The sequence below is a fragment of the Cognatiyoonia sp. IB215446 genome, from assembly GCF_033963825.1.
In the GTDB taxonomy this organism is placed as follows: Bacteria; Pseudomonadota; Alphaproteobacteria; order Rhodobacterales; family Rhodobacteraceae; genus Yoonia.
This window is the reverse complement of record NZ_JAXBMD010000003.1, coordinates 300,604-317,965: the sequence shown is the minus strand read 5'-3', so window position 1 is coordinate 317,965 and position 17,362 is coordinate 300,604. Positions and strand designations below refer to the sequence as shown.

Sequence of the window (17,362 nt, the reverse complement as noted above, 5' to 3'; positions counted from 1 at the left end):
TTTCTTTCCAGCGTCGAGAATAATACGCGGGGGCCATGCGTATTATTCTCGAACACGGACAAAAAAGAGCACGCTATGAAAACGATACGCTCATATTCTGCGAAGGACGCGGGCCTTGCCGGGGAGGTCCATGGCTTCTCATCACCACTTGGCGCCTTCTTCGTGGCCGCTCTTTCGGGCGGCGTGGTGTTGCTGCTGGTCAGTATCCTGATGATTGGGAGCGCGACATCTGCGGTGGTCATTGGCCTCGCCACCTATCTCATGGCGACCGTCCTTGTCGCCCGCAGCCTCGCGGCCGACTTCCCCCATGCGGCACTGGGCCTTTGTAACATCGCTACGCTCGGCCGGTTGGTGATCGTGGGCATCCTTTTAACCGCCTTGCTGCATGGGTTGGCACCAACATGGGCCACCTTTGGCCTGGCCGTGATCGCCTTGTGCCTTGACGGCGTGGATGGCTGGCTTGCACGCAAACAGGGGCTCGTTTCGGATTTCGGTGCCAGATTTGATGTAGAGGTTGATGCGGCGTTTGCACTTGTCCTGGCGATCTTTGCGGCGGTGAACGGTGCGGCGGGGATGTATGTCATGCTCTTGGGTCTGCCTTACTATGTGTTTGGCGCGGCGCGGTTGGCTTGGCCATGGCTGGGTCATGCATTGCCCGACAGCTTCGCGCGGAAAGTGGTCTGTGTCTTTCAGATCGCCGCCCTGATCGCGCTGCAGGTGCCGTTTCTGGCGGATGGACGGCTTGATCTGGTGATCTTGGCTGTTACCGTGGCACTGTTTTGGTCCTTCGGACGCGACATCCTTTGGCTGTGGCGTCACGCACGATGAAGCAGTTGTGGCAACATATGCCGTTGCGGGCCATCTTTCTGGCCGCCCTTTCAGCGGCGATCCTGCATCTGGTGCTGATCCAGCCCAATCACCCCGGTGCCATGGCTTGGGACGCTCTACTGCTTATCCCGCTGGAACTGCCAGCGATTGTCCTTGCGCTGATTGCAATCGGCGCAGGTTCGCTTGGGGTCATTGTCCGGATTGCCGTGGTGACCAGCCTGACTGTGATCGCAACACTGAAATTCGCAGATTTCGTGATGTTCACGAGCCTCAGCCGCGGGTTCAATCCTGTCGCTGACCTGCCCCTTGTCTCATCGCTTTACGATCTGATTGTCGGATCATTCGGACGGCTCGCGGCGCATGCAGCCCTTGTGGGCTTTGTCATCGCGGTCACGGCTCTTGTCGCGGCCTTGTGGTGGGCCTGCCGATTCTGGTCGACGCTCAAGCGCCCCACATTCGTCGCGTCACTGGCCGGGTTCTTGGCGGTCTTGGCCACGGGATTTGTCATCGCGGATGTTGGGCAAAAGATGGGGCGGTGGGCGCTGCCTTACAAACTGCCAGCCACAGCCTTCACCGCGCGGGTTGGGGTTGAGCGGGTTGAGACCGCGCAAAAGACCCTGGCTGACTTGCGCAGCTTCCGCCGCGCCGCGCAAGAGGATCCCTTTGCCGACCAGTCGAACCTTTTCGATCTGGTCGACCGCGATGTCATCGTTGTGTTTGTCGAAAGCTATGGCCGCACCAGCATCGACACGCCGTTCTACGCCGATCTCCATCGTGAGACGCTCCAAGCAGCAGAGGCAGAATTAGAGGGCCTCGGTCTTTCCATGGCCTCGACACTTCTCGAAGCGCCAACGCGGGGCGGGCAAAGCTGGTTGTCACATGCGACATTCGCCAATGGTCTCTGGGTCGACAACCAGACTGCCTATGGCGCAGTGCTCAGCAGCGGGCGGCAGACGCTGTACCATCTGGCTGCACAGGCGGCTTTTCACACCGCTGCCGTGATGCCCCAGATCACCCTGGATTGGCCCGAGGCGCAGTTCATGGGGTTTGATACGATCCTGGCTGCTGAGGATCTGGGCTATGAGGGTCTGGCGCTGAATTGGGTGACGATGCCCGACCAGTTCACCTTTGCCGCGATGGACCGGCTTTTGCCGCAAGAGGCTGATGGGAAACATCTTTTCACGCAAATCGCCCTGGGTTCGTCGCACGCGCCCTGGGTCCCCATTCCGGAACTGATGGACTGGGATGCGCTGGGCGATGGGACGGTCTTCAACGACTTGGTGGAGACCAGCGACCCGCCAAATGTCGTCTGGAAAGACCGTGACAGGGTCCGCGCGCAATACCGATCAGCGGTCGATTATGCCCTGCAGGTCGTGTTCGCCTATGCCGCCCTGCATGCTGAAGACCCGCCCTTGCTGATCGTCATTGGCGATCATCAGGCGGCCGGATTTATCGCTTTGGACGAGCGTCCCCATGTCCCAATGCATGTCATCGGTCCACAACACTTGGTAAATGCTTTGTCTGATAAGGACTTCATTGCTGGCTTAATCCCGCGGGATCAGGCACATATCCGCTCTATGGCTGAAATGCGGGCGCATTTGTTGCAATCGCTGACTTCAGCCCAGCTTGCAGAGGCAGGAAAATGAACCAGATTGCCATGCCCATTCCGCCGATCTTCTGGCGGGTTGGGCAATTTGCACTGACCGCCGCACTGATCGTCCTGCTTTGGACGGCAGCTGATGGTGCTGCGATTGCGCGTACGCTTGGCGGGGCCCATCCCGGCTGGGTGGCGGCAGCTGTGATCACGCTGGTTTTGCAAACTATCCTGTCGGCCTGGCGGTGGAAGGTGACTGCAGGCGCGCTGGGCCAGACGCTGACACTTAGCAAGGCGGTGCGGGAATACTTCCTGTCGCAAGCTGTCAACCAATCCCTGCCGGGCGGTTGTGTCGGCGATGCGGCACGAGCGGTGCGTGCGCGGGCCGAGGTGGGTCTTGCGGTGTCAGGTCTTGCGGTGGGGCTGGAACGGCTTGCCGGGCAGATCATCATGTTCACCGGTCTCACCTGCGCCTTCACGATCACCTATTTCACGGCGGGCGGGCTTGATTGGCCGCCGCGCTATGCGGGGCCGATTGGTCTGGCTATCGGCATCACGGCACTTGTCTTCGTTGCCATTGCCGCGTTGCGCCGTCCGATCCGCGCCATCAAGCCTGCCGTCGCGCAATGGATCGATATGGGCCTGCGCGCACTGGCGTCACGCGACGTTTTGCCTGCCCAAGTCACCCTCGGGATCATGATCGCGACCTGCAATCTGGCCGCGTTTGGCTTTTGCGCATGGGCGGTAGGTGAGCATCTGCAATTGGGCGTGCTGTTGGCGGTTGTTCCGCTCATCTTGTTCACGATGCTGATCCCCTTGACCGTCAGCGGCTGGGGTGCGCGCGAAACAGGTGCTGCGGTTCTGTTGCCTATCGCCGGGGTGCCTGTGGCCGAGGCCGTGGCGGCCAGCGTACTCTTTGGTCTGGCGCTGCTTTTGGCGGTGGCACCGGGCTTCTTGATCATGGTGCGAAAATGACAAAGGGCCGTGTCGCCTTTGCCGTGCCCGGTGATCTGACGACGCTCACCGGTGGCTACATCTATGACCGGCGCGTGATGCAGGAACTGCGCGATCTGGGCTGGCAGGTCGATCACATCGCGCTGCCCGGCGGCTTTCCCGACCCTTCGACGGATGAGATGGCCGAGGCCCTGCGCCTTTTACGCGACCTGCCACCGGATTGCCCGGTGATTGTCGACGGGCTGGCCCTTGGCGCGCTGACACCAGCGGGTGTCCGCGACATCAGAGCGCCAGTTATCGCACTGGTGCACCATCCTTTAGCCAAGGAAAGTGGGCTGTCGCCCGAACGGCAAAAGGCGCTTTTTGACAGTGAACGCGCAAATTTGTCCGGTGTTGCCCACGTCCTCGTTCCCAGCCCGCATACAGCAGAGATCCTGACGACCAAGTACGGCGTTCCGGAGGATCGTATCGCGATTGCCAAGCCCGGCATTGACCAGCCCAAAGGACAGAGCCAACCGGTGACACCGCCGCTTATCCTGTCAGTCGGCATCCAATTGCCGCGCAAGGGGCATGACGTGCTGTTGCGCGCGCTCGGCCAAATCACTGATCTTGACTGGCGGGCAATCATCGTTGGTGCCGCGCTAGACGCTGACTTCTCGGATCATCTGCGCACCTTGCTGCAGTCCGAAAATCTAGCGGACCGCGTCACCCTCGCTGGACAAGTCGCGCAAGAGCCGCTTGCCGCGCTCTACCAGCAGGCCAGCATCTTCGCCCTCGCCACCCGGTATGAGGGCTATGGCATCGTCTTTGACGAAGCACTTGTACACGGCCTGCCGATTGTGACATGCGACGCCGGAGCCGTCGCGGATACGGTGCCAAAAGGTGCCGGGCGTCTTGTGCCACCCGATCAGCCTGACGCATTTGCCGCTGCCTTGCGCGGACTTCTGACCGACGAAAAGGCTCGGGCGGCCTGTGCCGCAACATCAGCGATGATCGGCAAGACCCGCCCGGGCTGGCGCGACACGGCAGTGATTTTTGCGAACGTATTAAAGCAGCACTTTTCAGAACCAAGGCAGGTGAAGGCATGACCCAAACCGTTTCCCGCCCCGCGCAGAGCCAGACAATCGCGCTCTCCCGCTCTTTCGATGTCTATTACCGCGATGCCGAACGCACCCAGCGGATGGACCGGCTGAATGCGCAATTCGTGCAACCAGGCAGCCTGGCATTCGACATCGGTGCTCATATCGGCGACCGCGCAGGCAGTTTCCTGCGGCTTGGCGCATCAGTTGTGGTGGTTGAGCCGCAGCCACGGGCCTTTCGCGCCCTGCGCCTGCTTTATGGCAGAACGGACGAGGTGACCCTGGAATGCGCAGCGGTCGGGGCGGCACCGGGCACGCTTGACCTATTTGTCAATTCCGACAACCCGACCATCACCACCGCTTCACCCGATCTGATCGAAGCCGCGCGCGGCTCCGCCCAGTGGCACGGGCAGGTGTGGGACAGGAAAATCAACGTGCCTGTTACGACGCTTGATCAACTCATCGCGCGCCATGGCGTTCCCGACTTCGTAAAAATCGATGTCGAAGGGTTCGAAGCGGATGTCCTGGAGGGGCTGACGATGCCCTTGCCCACCCTGTCCTTCGAGTTTACGACCATCCAGCGAGACGTTGCCTCAAGGTGCATTGATCGGCTGAATGCGCTGGGCGATTACATGTTCAACTTCAGCTTAGGTGAGGAACATGCACTGATTTATGACGATTGGATTGGCGCAGATACGCTCCATTGCGATCTGATGCGCCTGCCTGCAAGGGCCAATTCCGGCGATATCTTCGTGCGCCGCAAATACTGATGCGTGGCGAAGGCGACAGCAACTGCATTTGCAAGTCGGGTGGCATCGCATAGTCTCGGCTGGGATGAGACGATACGGCAAAAACTCGACACGCGTCATGCAGGGCACGGCCCTTCTGGGCTTTGCGCTGGTTATCGCATGCGTTGCGTTTGTGCTGTTCCCAAGGGTCTTCGCCTTTCACGTTCAGCGCAGTCAGGATGATGGCGCCGCCACACTTCGCCTTGTGTCGGAGGCGATGGACCAAAGCGTCGCACGCTTCTCGCCGCTGCCTTCCTTGATCGCAAGCGATCCCAGCGTGATCGCCCTGCTGGAAGAGAATGCGCCTTCTGGCGTTGTGCCCTTCATGAACGAGAAGCTGCGCAATCTGCAAAGCCAGCTTGGCACCGATGAGATTTACATCATGGACGCGGATGGATTGACCATTGCGGCGAGCAACTATCGCGAGCCGACGTCTTTCGTTGGCCGAAATTTCGTATTTCGCCCATACTTCGAAGACGCAATGTCCGGGCAGGTCGCCATGTTCCACGCGCTTGGGATCACCACGCGCGAGCGTGGGTTCTATTTCGCAGCGCCAGTGCTGGACGGGATTGAGATTCTCGGTGTGCTGGTAGTAAAGGTGCAGGTCAACGCCATTGAAGCAACTTGGGCTGACGCGCCCTTTGAGATCATCGTCGCCGATCCGCTGGGTGTGGCGTTTCTTTCGAGCAGGCCCGCTTACAAGATGCGTGCGCTTGCGCCGCTTTCAGGACCCTTGTTGCAAGAGATTGCGCGAACCCAGCAATTCCCGGTCGAAGCGGTGACACCAATCCCGTTTTCTGCGGATGTTTTGGGTGAAGGGGCCGTGCAGGTCACGCTTGGCGATGACCAAGATGCCTTGGAGTTTCTCTCACAAAGCCAACCGCTGAACCTGCCGGGCTGGCATGCCATTGTGCTTAGCCCGCTGGAGCCTGTTCGCGCGCAAACAGTCCAGACCATTGTCCTGCTTTGCTTGGCCATCGCTGTTGTGGCGCTCAGCGCATTGATCCTGATCCAACGGCGGCTGCGCGCCAATGAGCGCAGGCGCGCAGAACAGACCCAGCGCGACACGTTGGAGGCGCTGGTGCGCGATCGCACGGCCGCCCTTGGTGCCGCGAACCAAAGTCTGGAGCGTGAGATCGAAGAGCGCCGCACGACCGAAGACATCCTGCGCCGGACCCAAAAGGACCTTGTACAGGCCGGCAAGCTTGCAGCACTCGGGCAAATGTCTGCAGCACTGTCACATGAGATCAACCAGCCGCTGGCTGCAGTCAAATCCTATGCGGACAATGCCGCGGCCTATCTGCAACGGGGGCGATTGGAGGAGGTCGGAACGAATGTGGCGCGGATTTCGGATATGACGGACCGGGTGGCGTCCATCTCAAAGCATCTGCGCAACTTTGCCCGGCAACCGGGTGAGACGTTGAGTGCCGTGCCTGTTCTGGACGTCATCGAAGACGCGATTGCGGTGATCGAACCGCGCGCCAGACAGGCTGGCGCGACTATTCGTTTTGATCCACCTGATCGCCAACTTGCCGTGATGGCCGGGCGATTGCGGCTGCAGCAGGTTGTCGTCAATATCGTCAGCAACGCCATTGATGCGACGGAAGAGGCGGCGAGACGGGACGTGATCGTGACCGTTGAAGAGGGGTCCACACATGTCGCGCTCAACATTCGCGATCATGGCACGGGTCTGGATACCGCGAATATGGAGCAGGTTTTTGACGCCTTTTACACGACTAAGCCACCCGGTGCGGGGCTGGGCCTCGGGCTCTCGATTTCGTATAATATTGTCGAGGATTTTGGTGGGAAACTGAGTGCGGTGAACCATCCTGACGGCGGTGCGCTATTCACGATCACTCTCAACCGCGCCGAGATGGTCGCGATGATCGCTGAGTGACCGTGATGGATGTGATCTTTGTCGATGATGAGGAACATCTGCGGCTTGCTGCGGCGCAAAGCTTTGATCTTGATGGTCTGACCTGTACCTGCTTTCCCGGCGCGGATGCGGCGCTAGGTGCGCTTTCACCTGATTATGCCGGTGTTGTGGTGACCGATATCCGCATGCCCGGTAAGGATGGCCTCGCGTTGTTAAAGGCGGTTCGTGAGATGGATGCAGAACTGCCGGTGATCCTGGTCACCGGGCATGGCGATGTCGAACTCGCCGTCGCCGCGATGAAGGATGGTGCCTACGATTTCATAGAAAAACCCTGGGCCGCCGAGCGGCTTTTGACATCCGTCCGGCACGGCCTTGATCACCGGCGGCTTGCGCTGGAGAACCGCGCGCTGAAAGGGCAGATTACATCCGGCGATACGATCCATACGCGCCTGCCGGGCCGCAGCGCGGCGATGCGAGACTTGCGCACGCGCTTGGCCGAAATCGCCCATACGCAGACCGATATCCTGATCACCGGCGATACCGGTACGGGCAAGGAAGTGGCGGCGCGCGCCTTGCACGCCGCCAGTGACCGCGCCGCCCACCCCTTTGTGCATGTCAATTGCGCGGGACTGCCCGAAACGCTGATTGAGAGCGAGCTTTTCGGGTATGAGGCCGGGGCCTATCCTGGCGCGATGCGGGCGCGTATCGGACGGGTTGAACATGCCCATCGCGGCACGCTTTGTCTTGATGAGATCGACGATCTGCCTTTGGGCTTGCAGGCAAAGCTGCTCAATGTCCTCGACAACCGCCATGTCACGCGGCTTGGCGCGAATGAACCCATTCCACTGGATCTGCGCGTCATCACGATCTCCAAGACCCCGCTTGAGACTGCGGTCGCCGCAGGCCGGTTCAGGCCCGATCTGCTTTATCGGCTGAACCCCGTCACCCTCCATATGCCCAGCCTCTCGGAAAGGCGTGAAGACATTCCGGCACTTCTTGCGCATTTCCTGAACCAGGCTGCAACGCGCCATGACAGGCCCATTCCGCATATCGCACCTGAACGGCAAATCGACGTTGCCGGGCGGGCTTGGCCGGGCAATGTGCGCGAGTTGCGCAATTTCGCCGAGCGCCTCGTGCTGGGGATTGGTGAAAGCGACGCCGAGAATGACGTTGGCAATCTGGCGTCAAAGCTGGCGGACTACGAACGCGGGCTGATCGCCTCGGCCATTGCGGCGCATGGTGGCCGGCTGAAAGAGACCTATGAGGCGCTCGGCGTGTCGCGAAAAACGCTTTATGACAAGATGAAGCGCCACGGATTGTCCCGTCCCTTCGGCTCTGACGCCGGTGATGTGTAGAATTCTACACATCCTGTGCGTCCAGAATCACCGTCTTCACCCATTCTTCGACAAAAACCGTTCTCAGCCGATCAGAAAACCGTGCGGCCTCTTGCCCCCGCCGATTGCAGACCCATTATGACGCGCGTCCGACCCATTGGTACGGGCACAACAGTAAAGTCCATTTGGGAGGACACCATGAAATCATTTGTCAGTGCAGCCGTCGCTGTGACGGTCTGCGGCTCTATCGCCTTTGCGGACGGTCACGTGGACCGGACAGGTTGGCCGGAAAGCTTTACCGTTGGTACGGCATCACAGGGCGGCACCTACTTTGCCTATGGCTCTGGCTGGGCCAATCTTGTGGCCGAAGAGCTTGGCCTGACCGGCGGTGGCGAGGTCACAGGCGGCCCAATGCAGAACATGGCGCTGGTCCACACCGGCGAGGCGCAGTTTGGCATGACAACAATGGGACCGGCAGCGGAGTCGCTGCAAGGGACCAACCCGATTGCGCCCGGTCTGCAGATGACCAATGCTTGCGCGATGTTCCCGATGTATCAGACACCGTTTTCGGTTACCGCGCTGTCGTCATCGGGCATCACATCCATCGCGGATATCCCCGATGGTGCGCGGATCGGCTTTGGCCCTGCCGGGTCCACATCTGACACTTATTTCCCACGCATGATGGAAGAGCTTGGCGTGAATTTTGAGCGTCGTAACGGTGGCTGGTCTGATCTTGGCGGCCAGCTTCAGGACGGCCTGCTTGACGTCATCGCCTTTGCCGCCGGTGTTCCAGTGCCTGCGGTCAGCCAGCTTGAAGTGCAAACGGATGTGAACATCATCGAGTTCACGGAAGACGAACAGGCACAGATCCTCGCCGCTTTCCCGGTGGCAGATTTCTCCATTGCGTCAGACACTTACACAACGCTTGAGGCTGATGCACGCTCAGTTTCCATGTGGAACTTTGCGATTGCGAACTGTGACTTGCCCGCGAGCTTTGTCAAAGCAGCCGTTGAGGTTGTGATGTCCGACAATGAGCGGATGGTGAACATCCACCGTGCAGCACGTTCCACACTGCCCGAGAACTGGGACAAGAACGGCGTGCTCATGTGGCATCCCGGTGCAGCTGAATGGTTCACCGAGAATGCAGGTGCGGACATCCCCGCCGACATGATCTTCGGCGGTTAATCTGCCTTATGCCCCGGCGCCAGCACTTGGCGGCGGGGCTAACTTTGCCACGCCCGGCGCGAGAATGATCGGGCGGCGCTTTCAGGGAGGAAAAGCGATGACGGAGGTCAGCCGCACCAACGATACCGTGCTTGCCGAAGGTATCGACGACGAGCCGGTTGAGAGCAACCGCCGTGTGTTCGCGGGGCGAACGCAGATTGCGATTGCGACAGTGGCCACGCTTTATGCGCTTTTTCATATGGCTGCACTGAACGGCGTATCGATTTCCGCACTGACCGGGATCGACATTCCTTTCCTGCCGCAATTTCCGTTGGAAACCTGGAATTTCCGCATCATCCACATTGCAGGCGCCCTGATACTGGGCTTTCTCCTGTTCTCCTCACGTAGCTTTCTCAGCGAAGGCGAGGGTGGCGCTGGCAAGATATTCTCCGGCATTGCAGCACTTCTGGCGGCCAGCGCCGCGCTGAGTATCGTCACGGCCATCGGTTTCGCCAATGAAATCGGATCAGGCGAATTGCCCCAAATGGGCGGGCTGACAACCTGGCCTGCTTTTCAGGGGACCGAGATTTACACAACCGAAATCCGCTGGTTCGGCGTCCCGCTTCTGATCGCGACCTTAGGTGCGATCGTTCTGGGCTGGGTCGAGCGGCGCGAACGGGGCCGTATTGCGGCGTCTGATCTCGTTCTGTCGTTCGCCGCTAGTGCAGTCGCCATCTACCTTGTGGCGATCTATGGGACGGCCGCGCGCAACTCTGTCGGTACGCCTTTCGTGCCAGTTGGAGTGGCCTTCGCCGCGACGGCTGGTAGCGCCATGATCCTCGAACTGACCCGGCGTGTCGCCGGGCTGGCATTGGTGATCATCACGGGCGTCTTTCTGGCCTACACCTTCACCGCGCATCTGTTGCCGGGCATCCTGGCGGTGCAGAACCCCTATAGCTGGCAACGTTTCTTCGGCCATGTCTATTCGGATGCGGGCATCCTGGGGCCAACAACGGCAGTTTCATCGACCTACATCATCCTTTTCATCATCTTTGCGGCTTTCTTGCAGGCCTCGAAGGTTGGTGATTATTTTGTCAACTTCGCCTTTGCTGCAGCGGGCCGCGCACGCGGTGGGCCGGCAAAGGTCGCGATCTTTGCGTCCGGCTTGATGGGCATGATCAACGGGACATCGGCGGGCAACGTGGTCGCCACAGGCTCTTTGACGATCCCGCTTATGAAGAAGGTCGGTTATGACAAGCGGACGTCCGGCGCGATTGAGGCGGCGGCGTCGACAGGCGGGCAGATCATGCCGCCGATCATGGGCGCGGGCGCCTTTATCATGGCCGAGATCACCGGCATCCCCTATCAGGAGATTGCCATTGCCGCGATCATTCCGGCGATCCTCTACTTCGCCTCAATCTACTTCATGGTCGATTTTGAGGCCGCCAAGCTGGGTATGCGTGGCATGCGCGAAGATGAGCTGCCGAACTTCAAGCGGCTCCTCGCACAGGTTTACCTGTTCATTCCGATCATCATCCTGATCGTTGCTTTGTTTGTGGGTTATTCGGTGATCCGAGCGGGCACGCTTGCGACCGTGGCAGCGGCAGTGGTCAGTTGGCTGACGCCTCACCGGATGGGGATCAGATCGATCCTAAAGGCGTTTGAGTTGGCCGGTGTCATGTCGATCCAGATCATCGCGGTCTGTGCCTGTGCGGGCATCATCGTGGGCGTAATCAGCCTCACGGGTGTGGGCGCGCGGTTCTCATCCGTTCTCCTTGACCTCGCGGCGGCGTCACAGCTTCTCGCACTTGTCTTCGCAATGTGTATCGCGATCCTGTTGGGGATGGGGATGCCGACGACGGCGGCCTATGCGGTTGCCGCCTCGGTCGTCGCTCCGGGCCTTGTCCAACTGGGTATCCCGCAACTGACGGCGCATTTCTTTGTCTTCTATTTCGCGGTTGTCTCGGCCATCACGCCGCCTGTGGCCTTGGCGAGTTATGCTGCTGCGGGCATCAGTGGGGCAAACCCGATGGGAACGTCCGTCGCCTCATTTAAGATCGGAATCGCCGCGTTCATCGTGCCGTTCATGTTCTTCTACAACTCTGCCATCCTGATGGACGGCACCACATTCGAAATCATCCGCGCTGGCGTCACAGCAACATTTGGGGTTTTCCTCTTGAGTGCAGGTGTGCAGGGCTGGTTCCTTGGTGCGCGTTCGGTTTGGTATTTGCGGGTCGCGCTGTTTGCGGCGGCGCTTTTCATGATCGAAGGCGGCCTGATCAGCGACCTTGTCGGCCTCGGAACGGCGGCTGCGGTCTTTGCGATCCAGAAGATGTTCCGCCCGAACGCTGAAGGCGTCGCGGTGCCGGTGCGCGGGGCGGATTGAGGCAACAACTTCGGCGCGTGCAGCCCAATGGGCGGGCATTGGCTCATTGATTGATCATCGGGCATCGGCATGAACCGAATTATTTGACTTTGTTCACGGCCATGCAATGATTGAAGGGTATTTGATCAATATGGGGGCCGTGAATTGGGGTCCTTTTGGAAACGCATTGTTGGACCACAGGCCTCCGGTTTGCCGGGGCCGGAATGGTCAGCCGCAACCCCAGAGGAATGGTGGCGGCTTAGGTTGTCGACAGATATCGACACAGCGATATTGCGGTTCCCTGACGAAGGCGCAGGCGACGCAGATGCCCTTCGGGTGCTGCATGCCAGCAAGGCGCGAGCAACGCTCGCCATGCTATTCGATACAGGTTCCGACGAAACGGTCGACAATGATGCGTTCGATCAAAGGCCTGACCCGACACTCTCGGCGATAGCAGCACTCGACGAAAAATTGACTAAGGCGCTGGAGGATAGAGACCGGAGCGGCGACTACATTGACAAACTGCGTGATGATAACAAGGCGTTGAGAACACGCGCGGATGAACGGCGCGACGGTAAAATACTTCTGTCGTTCATCGCGCTTTATGATGATCTGCGGAGCATGCGCGAGCAGTCCGAAGTCAACGATGCACCATCCGACGCACTTCTGGCGCTGGAGCGGCAAACGCTTAGCATCCTGCGGCGTCATGGTGCACAACCGTTTGAACCAGAGCCCGGCGCACCCTTTGATGGCCAGGATGTGCAAGCGATTGATCGCATCGTCACGCAAGAGCCTGCCGCAGACCTTACGGTGGCAAAGGTGCACAAGGCAGGTTTCGCGCATATGGGACGCACACTCAGACAAGCCTCAGTCACTGTTTATGGCTACGAGAAGCCAGTCGAACCGAAGCCGCAGTAAGTCTTCCGAAACAGGAGCAAAACGATGACGCATGACTCAGATATTCCCGTATATGGAATTGATTTGGGCACCACGAACAGCTGCATCGCTATGCTTTCGCCGGGGCGGGGTGAGCCACAGGTCATTGATATCGGATCAGAAAAAATTCTGCCATCGGTGGTGTATTTCAAGGCACCGGAGACCGTGGTGATTGGTAGGATTGCGAAAAACCATGCTGTCGCAGAACCAGACCTTGTCTGTTCTCACATCAAACGGAAGATGGCACTTGAGTCCTCGACGGAGCGGGTTTCGACGTATCATGGCACGGATTACGCGCCCGAGGATATCTCGGCATTGATCTTGCGCAAGCTGGTCGATACCGCTCTAGAAGAGGACGGTCATGAGCCAGGGCAGCGTGCCCGGGTGGTCGTCACGGTTCCCGCCTATTTTGGCACAATCGGCAAGAATGCGACAAAACAGGCCGGTGTTCTCGCGAACCTCGACGTGCTTTACGTCGCACCTGAACCGGTTGCCGCCGCGCTAGCCTATATAGACGGGCGGATGACCGACAATACGTCGACTTTCCTTGTTTATGATCTTGGCGGTGGCACGTTTGATGTAGCGGTGGTGACCGTCGATGGCCAGCGCGCAGAGGTGAAGAAAGCCGATGGTGAGCGGGTTCTGGGCGGTATCAACTGGGATGAGGCAATAGTCGACTGGGCTCGTCAGGAGATTGCGGCGGCGGGCCATGAATTACCAGAAGATGATCCACACCTAAACCAGGACCTCGCGCTCAAAGCCGAGGCGGCAAAGATCGACCTTTCTACCGAAGGGATGGATTCCGTGATGATTACGCTAGACCATGCGGGGCAAACGCATCAGGTCGAACTGACGCGGGACACTTTTGAGAAAACAACCTCTCACCTGCTTGAGACAACAATCGAAAAGACAAAGTCGGTGATCGATGGGGCGAAGTCGGCGGGGGTCGAACAGATTGATCGGGTTGTCTGCGTCGGCGGATCGACCCGCATGCTGGCCGTTAAAGAGGCATTGATGAAAGCAACCGGTCTTCAGGTTGTGATCTTCCAACCTGATCAGGCAATTGCAAAGGGTGCGGCTATCCTTGCCAATCTGATCGAGACACAGAAATTCAATGTTGACATGACCGGCGACACGGATGTCGGCGACAGCGAAGGCCGATTGGTCACCATGCTGACGCCAAAGGGGCTTGGTATTCTTGCCTATAACCCCGCCAAAGACCGCGATGTTGTTGAGTATCTTGTTCCCAAAGAGACAGAGCTGCCTGCCTCTGTCACCAAGATATATGGCACGGATGAAGAGAACCAAACCACAATCCACGTCAAGGTCTATGAAGAACGCGGCGAGCCGTCCCAGGAGGCGTCAGAAAACACACTGTTGCACGAAACTGCAATTACGCTGCCCGGCGGTTTGCGCAAAGGCGCACCGATCCATGTTACCTATTCGGTCGACGATGCAGGGATCCTACACGTGTTCTTGAAGGAACCCGATAGCGGCCAAAACTGGGAGGTTTCGCTCGACAAGTTGGATCAGGCCACTGACGACGACATCTTGCGGCTGAAACCAGCGCGCGAAGCTGTGATCTGAGCTGGTGTCTGTTCCTTTTGAACCTCCGGAGATTGCCAGAAACGTCGCCGCGGCGCTGGAGACTGTGGCTGAAAAGGTCGGCCGTGCAGACACCATGCGCCATGTCTGCGACTTTCTTGGGTGTCCTGCGGATGCGCCTTACGATGACTGGGTTGAGCGGTTCAATAAGCGACGCAAAGACGTTCGGAACGCCCGTGAGGGCACTGCAGACGAGGAAGAAAAGCTGGTGCAGTTGCTTGGACCATTCTTCAAACCTAACAAGGCGCGCTGGCGTGGCCTTTTGAACAAGATGGCGCAGCTTGATCTGCAGGGCGATGTGGAATCCTTTGCTCGCCGTGCTCCAAAGCCTCAGCAGATCGCCCGCCGCGCGACCGATGACGCGGCATTCGTGACCGAGATGATTGGTACTCCTGATGCGGATGCTGTAATCCGTGCGCTCTATCGCGAATGCGGTCTTGTCGTGCCGGAGAAACCGGAAACGGCCAAACCACCGCCCGAGAAGTTGTCGGAAGAGGCGCAATCGATTGTCGAGATGTACCAACAGAGTTTGCGCGACAAGGCCCGACAGGAAACGTGGCAAATGCAGGATCCTGATGAGCGCGCGCGTGAAGAGGCAGCGGAGGAAAGACGGCGCTTTCGCGAAATGCTGGAGGCACAATTGCACGAGCGTGAAACACTAAATCGGGAGCAGCACCGCGAACGCTATGATCCCCTGCGCGACATCCAACAAAACCAGAGGTTTGAACCGCCAAGACACCAGATCCCTGAAACGCCGCAGCATCAGCGTATGCCTGAAACGCAAGACCAGACGCAACCTTCCGACCCCGCGCAACCTGAAGACGAGGGCCTGATCCCAAAGCTGATCGACAAGATCGGTGGCTGGCTCGACCAAAAAGTCGATGACACCCTCAATCCTGTCGATGTGTCCGGTCAGTGGCATGCCCCCAATGGCGGTATCTTTGAGTTCCAGCAGTTCGGTCCGGTGGTGTCCGCCCACGGATTTGGCGGAAACTTGCGATACCAGGCGCGTGGGCGCATCTCGGGTTCAAACTTAACAATGCAGGGCGAGGTGAATGGCATCCCTGTTCAGGTCCAGATTATGGTCAGCCCGGACAGGCGACGCATGACCGGTCAGATCCGCAGCGCTTATGGTGACGTGGAAGGTGTAGACCTGCGACGTTGACGCAACAGGTTATGTGACATTTTCCATAACTGGTCGCAACCGCATCAACTGATCATTGGTTACGTCACGGTAGCGGTCGATTTTCATCTCCCAAGTCTTGCCACTTTTCAGGTCCGTAACAAAGACATGGACAATGCCCGCCCCGTCAAGCGAAAGTCGGTACTTCAACGGCGACATATCAGGAAGTGGCGCCGGCAAGCGGAACACGCCGCCGTTCAGCATAAGATTTTCTCTGACGACCGCAGACGGTTCTTGCCGTTCCTCTACCACTTCGACCAGGACCGATGACTGGTTATCCTTGATCGTATAAAACGTCTCTTCCACCTCTGTCGGCAGTTCGGTGTTACGTCCTATGAGGTATTGGACATGCTTTTCGTTGGTGTCGCGATCTTCCAGCACGACCCCGATTGCCTTTGCATTAACCTGCGTGACCAGCCGCCCGCTGCCCGAAGGCACAGCACCGGGGGCGGCGGCGCCCACCGATTGCACACCAGAGGCGACCATCTGTGCATAAAGGGCAGCACCCTTTGCGATGGCAAAGTCTGGTTCATGGCGCTTGAACTCGCAGCCGGTAAGCTCGGGCATTGCTTTCAGTCGCCGCATGATAGCGGGCATGTAGGTTGATCCACCCACCAGCACAACTGTCTGTGGTGCATGCACACCTTTTCCTGCCGCCGCTTGCAGTACCGCCTCTGTCCGAGAGATTGTTTCCTCCAAAAGATGGTCCGTCAGCATTTCAAAGGTGTCGCGGGTCAAATCGGGGGAAATACTCTTGCCACCGTGATGGAAAGCGACGGTTGTGTCATCAATTTCGGTGAGTGCCATCTTGGCCGTTTCAGCAGCCTCGAGCAGGCGGTACTTTTGCGACAGATCATCAAGATTAGGTGCGGCGCCAGGATGCGCATCTTCGAATTGCTGAACAATCCACCGCGCGATTGCGAGATCCCAGTCATGCCCGCCCAAAAGCCTGTCACCATCCGTAGCAATGGTGCGGAACGTGTTTTCACCGATTTCAACAACCGTAGCATCAAAAGTACCACCACCCAGATCATAGACGAGCGCGGTTTGCGGTGCCTGCGCGCGGGCGTCGCCATATGCAATGGCGGCTGCGACAGGCTCATGGACAAGATCAAGTACTTCGACCCCGGCTAGTTTTGCCGCGTTGCGCGTATTATTCTTTCCCATCGATGTAAAATACGCGGGCACCGTGATAACGACCTTGACCTGAGTAGACGGAGAATGCCTTTCGCGTTCGAGGGCATCGTTCACCAGTTTGCGGATCACCAATGCGGAGATTTCTTCGGGGAGATAGCTTTCACCGCCAATCGCAATCCTGGCCGCTTGATCTGTGCTCTCCATGCCAATCCGACGCTTAACATGTTGGGCAACCGCATCTGGCAGCGCTACGGCCAGATTGCGCGCAGCTACACCCACCACCGGTTTGTCACCTTGCCGAAACGCAACCACAGACGGGGTTGTTGATCCGTTTTCCTGATTGGGAACGATCCTTGCACCGTTGGCGTCGGCGATTGCGATGGCACTATTCGTCGTTCCGAGGTCTATTCCAAAGACCGCTGCATCCGTCATTTCCTGCATGATCGCTCCCGGCCCTAATTGCTGAAAAGCTCAACAAACGATGGCACATCTTGGCGGATTCCACCACATTCACTTGCT

General features: G+C 58.7%; 13 protein-coding genes. 12 read left to right on the top strand and 1 reads right to left on the bottom strand.

The window, feature by feature from the left end; all coding sequences use genetic code 11:
- Positions 1-75: 75 nt before the first annotated feature.
- From SLH49_RS15640 to SLH49_RS15585, 12 genes are all read left to right on the top strand, one after another.
- Positions 76-828: a CDP-alcohol phosphatidyltransferase family protein gene (locus SLH49_RS15640; protein ID WP_320270094.1), complete on the top strand. Its 753-nt coding sequence runs from the start codon at positions 76-78 to the stop codon at positions 826-828.
- The gene (locus SLH49_RS15635) at positions 825-2,474 is read left to right on the top strand and encodes a sulfatase (RefSeq protein WP_320270093.1); all 1,650 of its coding nucleotides are present in this window, start codon (positions 825-827) and stop codon (positions 2,472-2,474) included. Before SLH49_RS15640 ends, SLH49_RS15635 begins: the two co-directional genes overlap by 4 nt.
- The gene (locus SLH49_RS15630) at positions 2,471-3,397 is read left to right on the top strand and encodes a lysylphosphatidylglycerol synthase transmembrane domain-containing protein (RefSeq protein WP_320270092.1); all 927 of its coding nucleotides are present in this window, start codon (positions 2,471-2,473) and stop codon (positions 3,395-3,397) included. Before SLH49_RS15635 ends, SLH49_RS15630 begins: the two co-directional genes overlap by 4 nt.
- Complete coding sequence (locus SLH49_RS15625; protein WP_320270091.1) at positions 3,394-4,464, top strand: glycosyltransferase family 4 protein; 1,071 nt, start codon at positions 3,394-3,396, stop codon at positions 4,462-4,464. Before SLH49_RS15630 ends, SLH49_RS15625 begins: the two co-directional genes overlap by 4 nt.
- Entirely contained in the window at positions 4,461-5,225 is a 765-nt protein-coding gene (locus tag SLH49_RS15620) for an FkbM family methyltransferase (RefSeq protein WP_320270090.1), read from the top strand. Before SLH49_RS15625 ends, SLH49_RS15620 begins: the two co-directional genes overlap by 4 nt.
- 97 nt (positions 5,226-5,322) lie before the next feature.
- Positions 5,323-7,140: a sensor histidine kinase gene (locus SLH49_RS15615; RefSeq protein WP_320270089.1), complete on the top strand. Its 1,818-nt coding sequence runs from the start codon at positions 5,323-5,325 to the stop codon at positions 7,138-7,140.
- 5 nt (positions 7,141-7,145) lie between these two features.
- Positions 7,146-8,474 carry a sigma-54 dependent transcriptional regulator gene (locus tag SLH49_RS15610; RefSeq protein ID WP_320270124.1) on the top strand — a complete coding sequence of 443 codons (1,329 nt, stop codon included), beginning with the start codon at positions 7,146-7,148 and terminating at the stop codon, positions 8,472-8,474.
- Positions 8,475-8,651: 177 nt separating this feature from the next.
- On the top strand, positions 8,652-9,638 hold the full coding sequence (locus SLH49_RS15605) for a TAXI family TRAP transporter solute-binding subunit (protein ID WP_320270088.1): 987 nt from the start codon (positions 8,652-8,654) through the stop codon (positions 9,636-9,638).
- Between the two features lie 97 nt (positions 9,639-9,735).
- Positions 9,736-12,003 carry a TRAP transporter fused permease subunit gene (locus tag SLH49_RS15600; protein WP_320270087.1) on the top strand — a complete coding sequence of 756 codons (2,268 nt, stop codon included), beginning with the start codon at positions 9,736-9,738 and terminating at the stop codon, positions 12,001-12,003.
- 144 nt (positions 12,004-12,147) lie between these two features.
- Positions 12,148-12,900 (top strand): nucleotide exchange factor GrpE, encoded by a 753-nt coding sequence (grpE, locus tag SLH49_RS15595; protein WP_320270086.1) that lies wholly within the window; start codon positions 12,148-12,150, stop codon positions 12,898-12,900.
- Positions 12,901-12,924: 24 nt separating this feature from the next.
- The gene (locus SLH49_RS15590; RefSeq protein WP_320270085.1) at positions 12,925-14,505 is read left to right on the top strand and encodes an Hsp70 family protein; all 1,581 of its coding nucleotides are present in this window, start codon (positions 12,925-12,927) and stop codon (positions 14,503-14,505) included.
- Positions 14,506-14,509: 4 nt separating this feature from the next.
- Positions 14,510-15,688, top strand: coding sequence for a hypothetical protein (locus tag SLH49_RS15585; RefSeq protein ID WP_320270084.1), 1,179 nt, complete (start codon positions 14,510-14,512; stop codon positions 15,686-15,688).
- Between the two features lie 9 nt (positions 15,689-15,697).
- On the opposite strand, the gene SLH49_RS15580 is transcribed toward SLH49_RS15585, so the two are convergent.
- On the bottom strand, positions 15,698-17,284 hold the full coding sequence (locus tag SLH49_RS15580; protein ID WP_320270083.1) for an Hsp70 family protein: 1,587 nt from the start codon (positions 17,282-17,284) through the stop codon (positions 15,698-15,700).
- Positions 17,285-17,362 lie beyond the last annotated feature (78 nt).

What these genes read in the sequence shown, in the direction of transcription:
- SLH49_RS15620 (WP_320270090.1), top strand. Translation starts at nt 4,461, where the DNA reads ATGACCCAAACCGTTTCCCGCCCCGCGCAGAGCCAGACAATCGCGCTC.
- SLH49_RS15615 (WP_320270089.1), top strand. Translation starts at nt 5,323, where the DNA reads ATGCAGGGCACGGCCCTTCTGGGCTTTGCGCTGGTTATCGCATGCGTT.
- SLH49_RS15640 (WP_320270094.1), top strand. Translation starts at nt 76, where the DNA reads ATGAAAACGATACGCTCATATTCTGCGAAGGACGCGGGCCTTGCCGGG.
- SLH49_RS15630 (WP_320270092.1), top strand. Translation starts at nt 2,471, where the DNA reads ATGAACCAGATTGCCATGCCCATTCCGCCGATCTTCTGGCGGGTTGGG.
- SLH49_RS15610 (WP_320270124.1), top strand. Translation starts at nt 7,146, where the DNA reads ATGGATGTGATCTTTGTCGATGATGAGGAACATCTGCGGCTTGCTGCG.
- SLH49_RS15625 (WP_320270091.1), top strand. Translation starts at nt 3,394, where the DNA reads ATGACAAAGGGCCGTGTCGCCTTTGCCGTGCCCGGTGATCTGACGACG.
- SLH49_RS15635 (WP_320270093.1), top strand. Translation starts at nt 825, where the DNA reads ATGAAGCAGTTGTGGCAACATATGCCGTTGCGGGCCATCTTTCTGGCC.
- SLH49_RS15605 (WP_320270088.1), top strand. Translation starts at nt 8,652, where the DNA reads ATGAAATCATTTGTCAGTGCAGCCGTCGCTGTGACGGTCTGCGGCTCT.
- SLH49_RS15590 (WP_320270085.1), top strand. Translation starts at nt 12,925, where the DNA reads ATGACGCATGACTCAGATATTCCCGTATATGGAATTGATTTGGGCACC.
- SLH49_RS15600 (WP_320270087.1), top strand. Translation starts at nt 9,736, where the DNA reads ATGACGGAGGTCAGCCGCACCAACGATACCGTGCTTGCCGAAGGTATC.
- SLH49_RS15580 (WP_320270083.1), bottom strand. Translation starts at nt 17,284, where the DNA reads ATGCAGGAAATGACGGATGCAGCGGTCTTTGGAATAGACCTCGGAACG.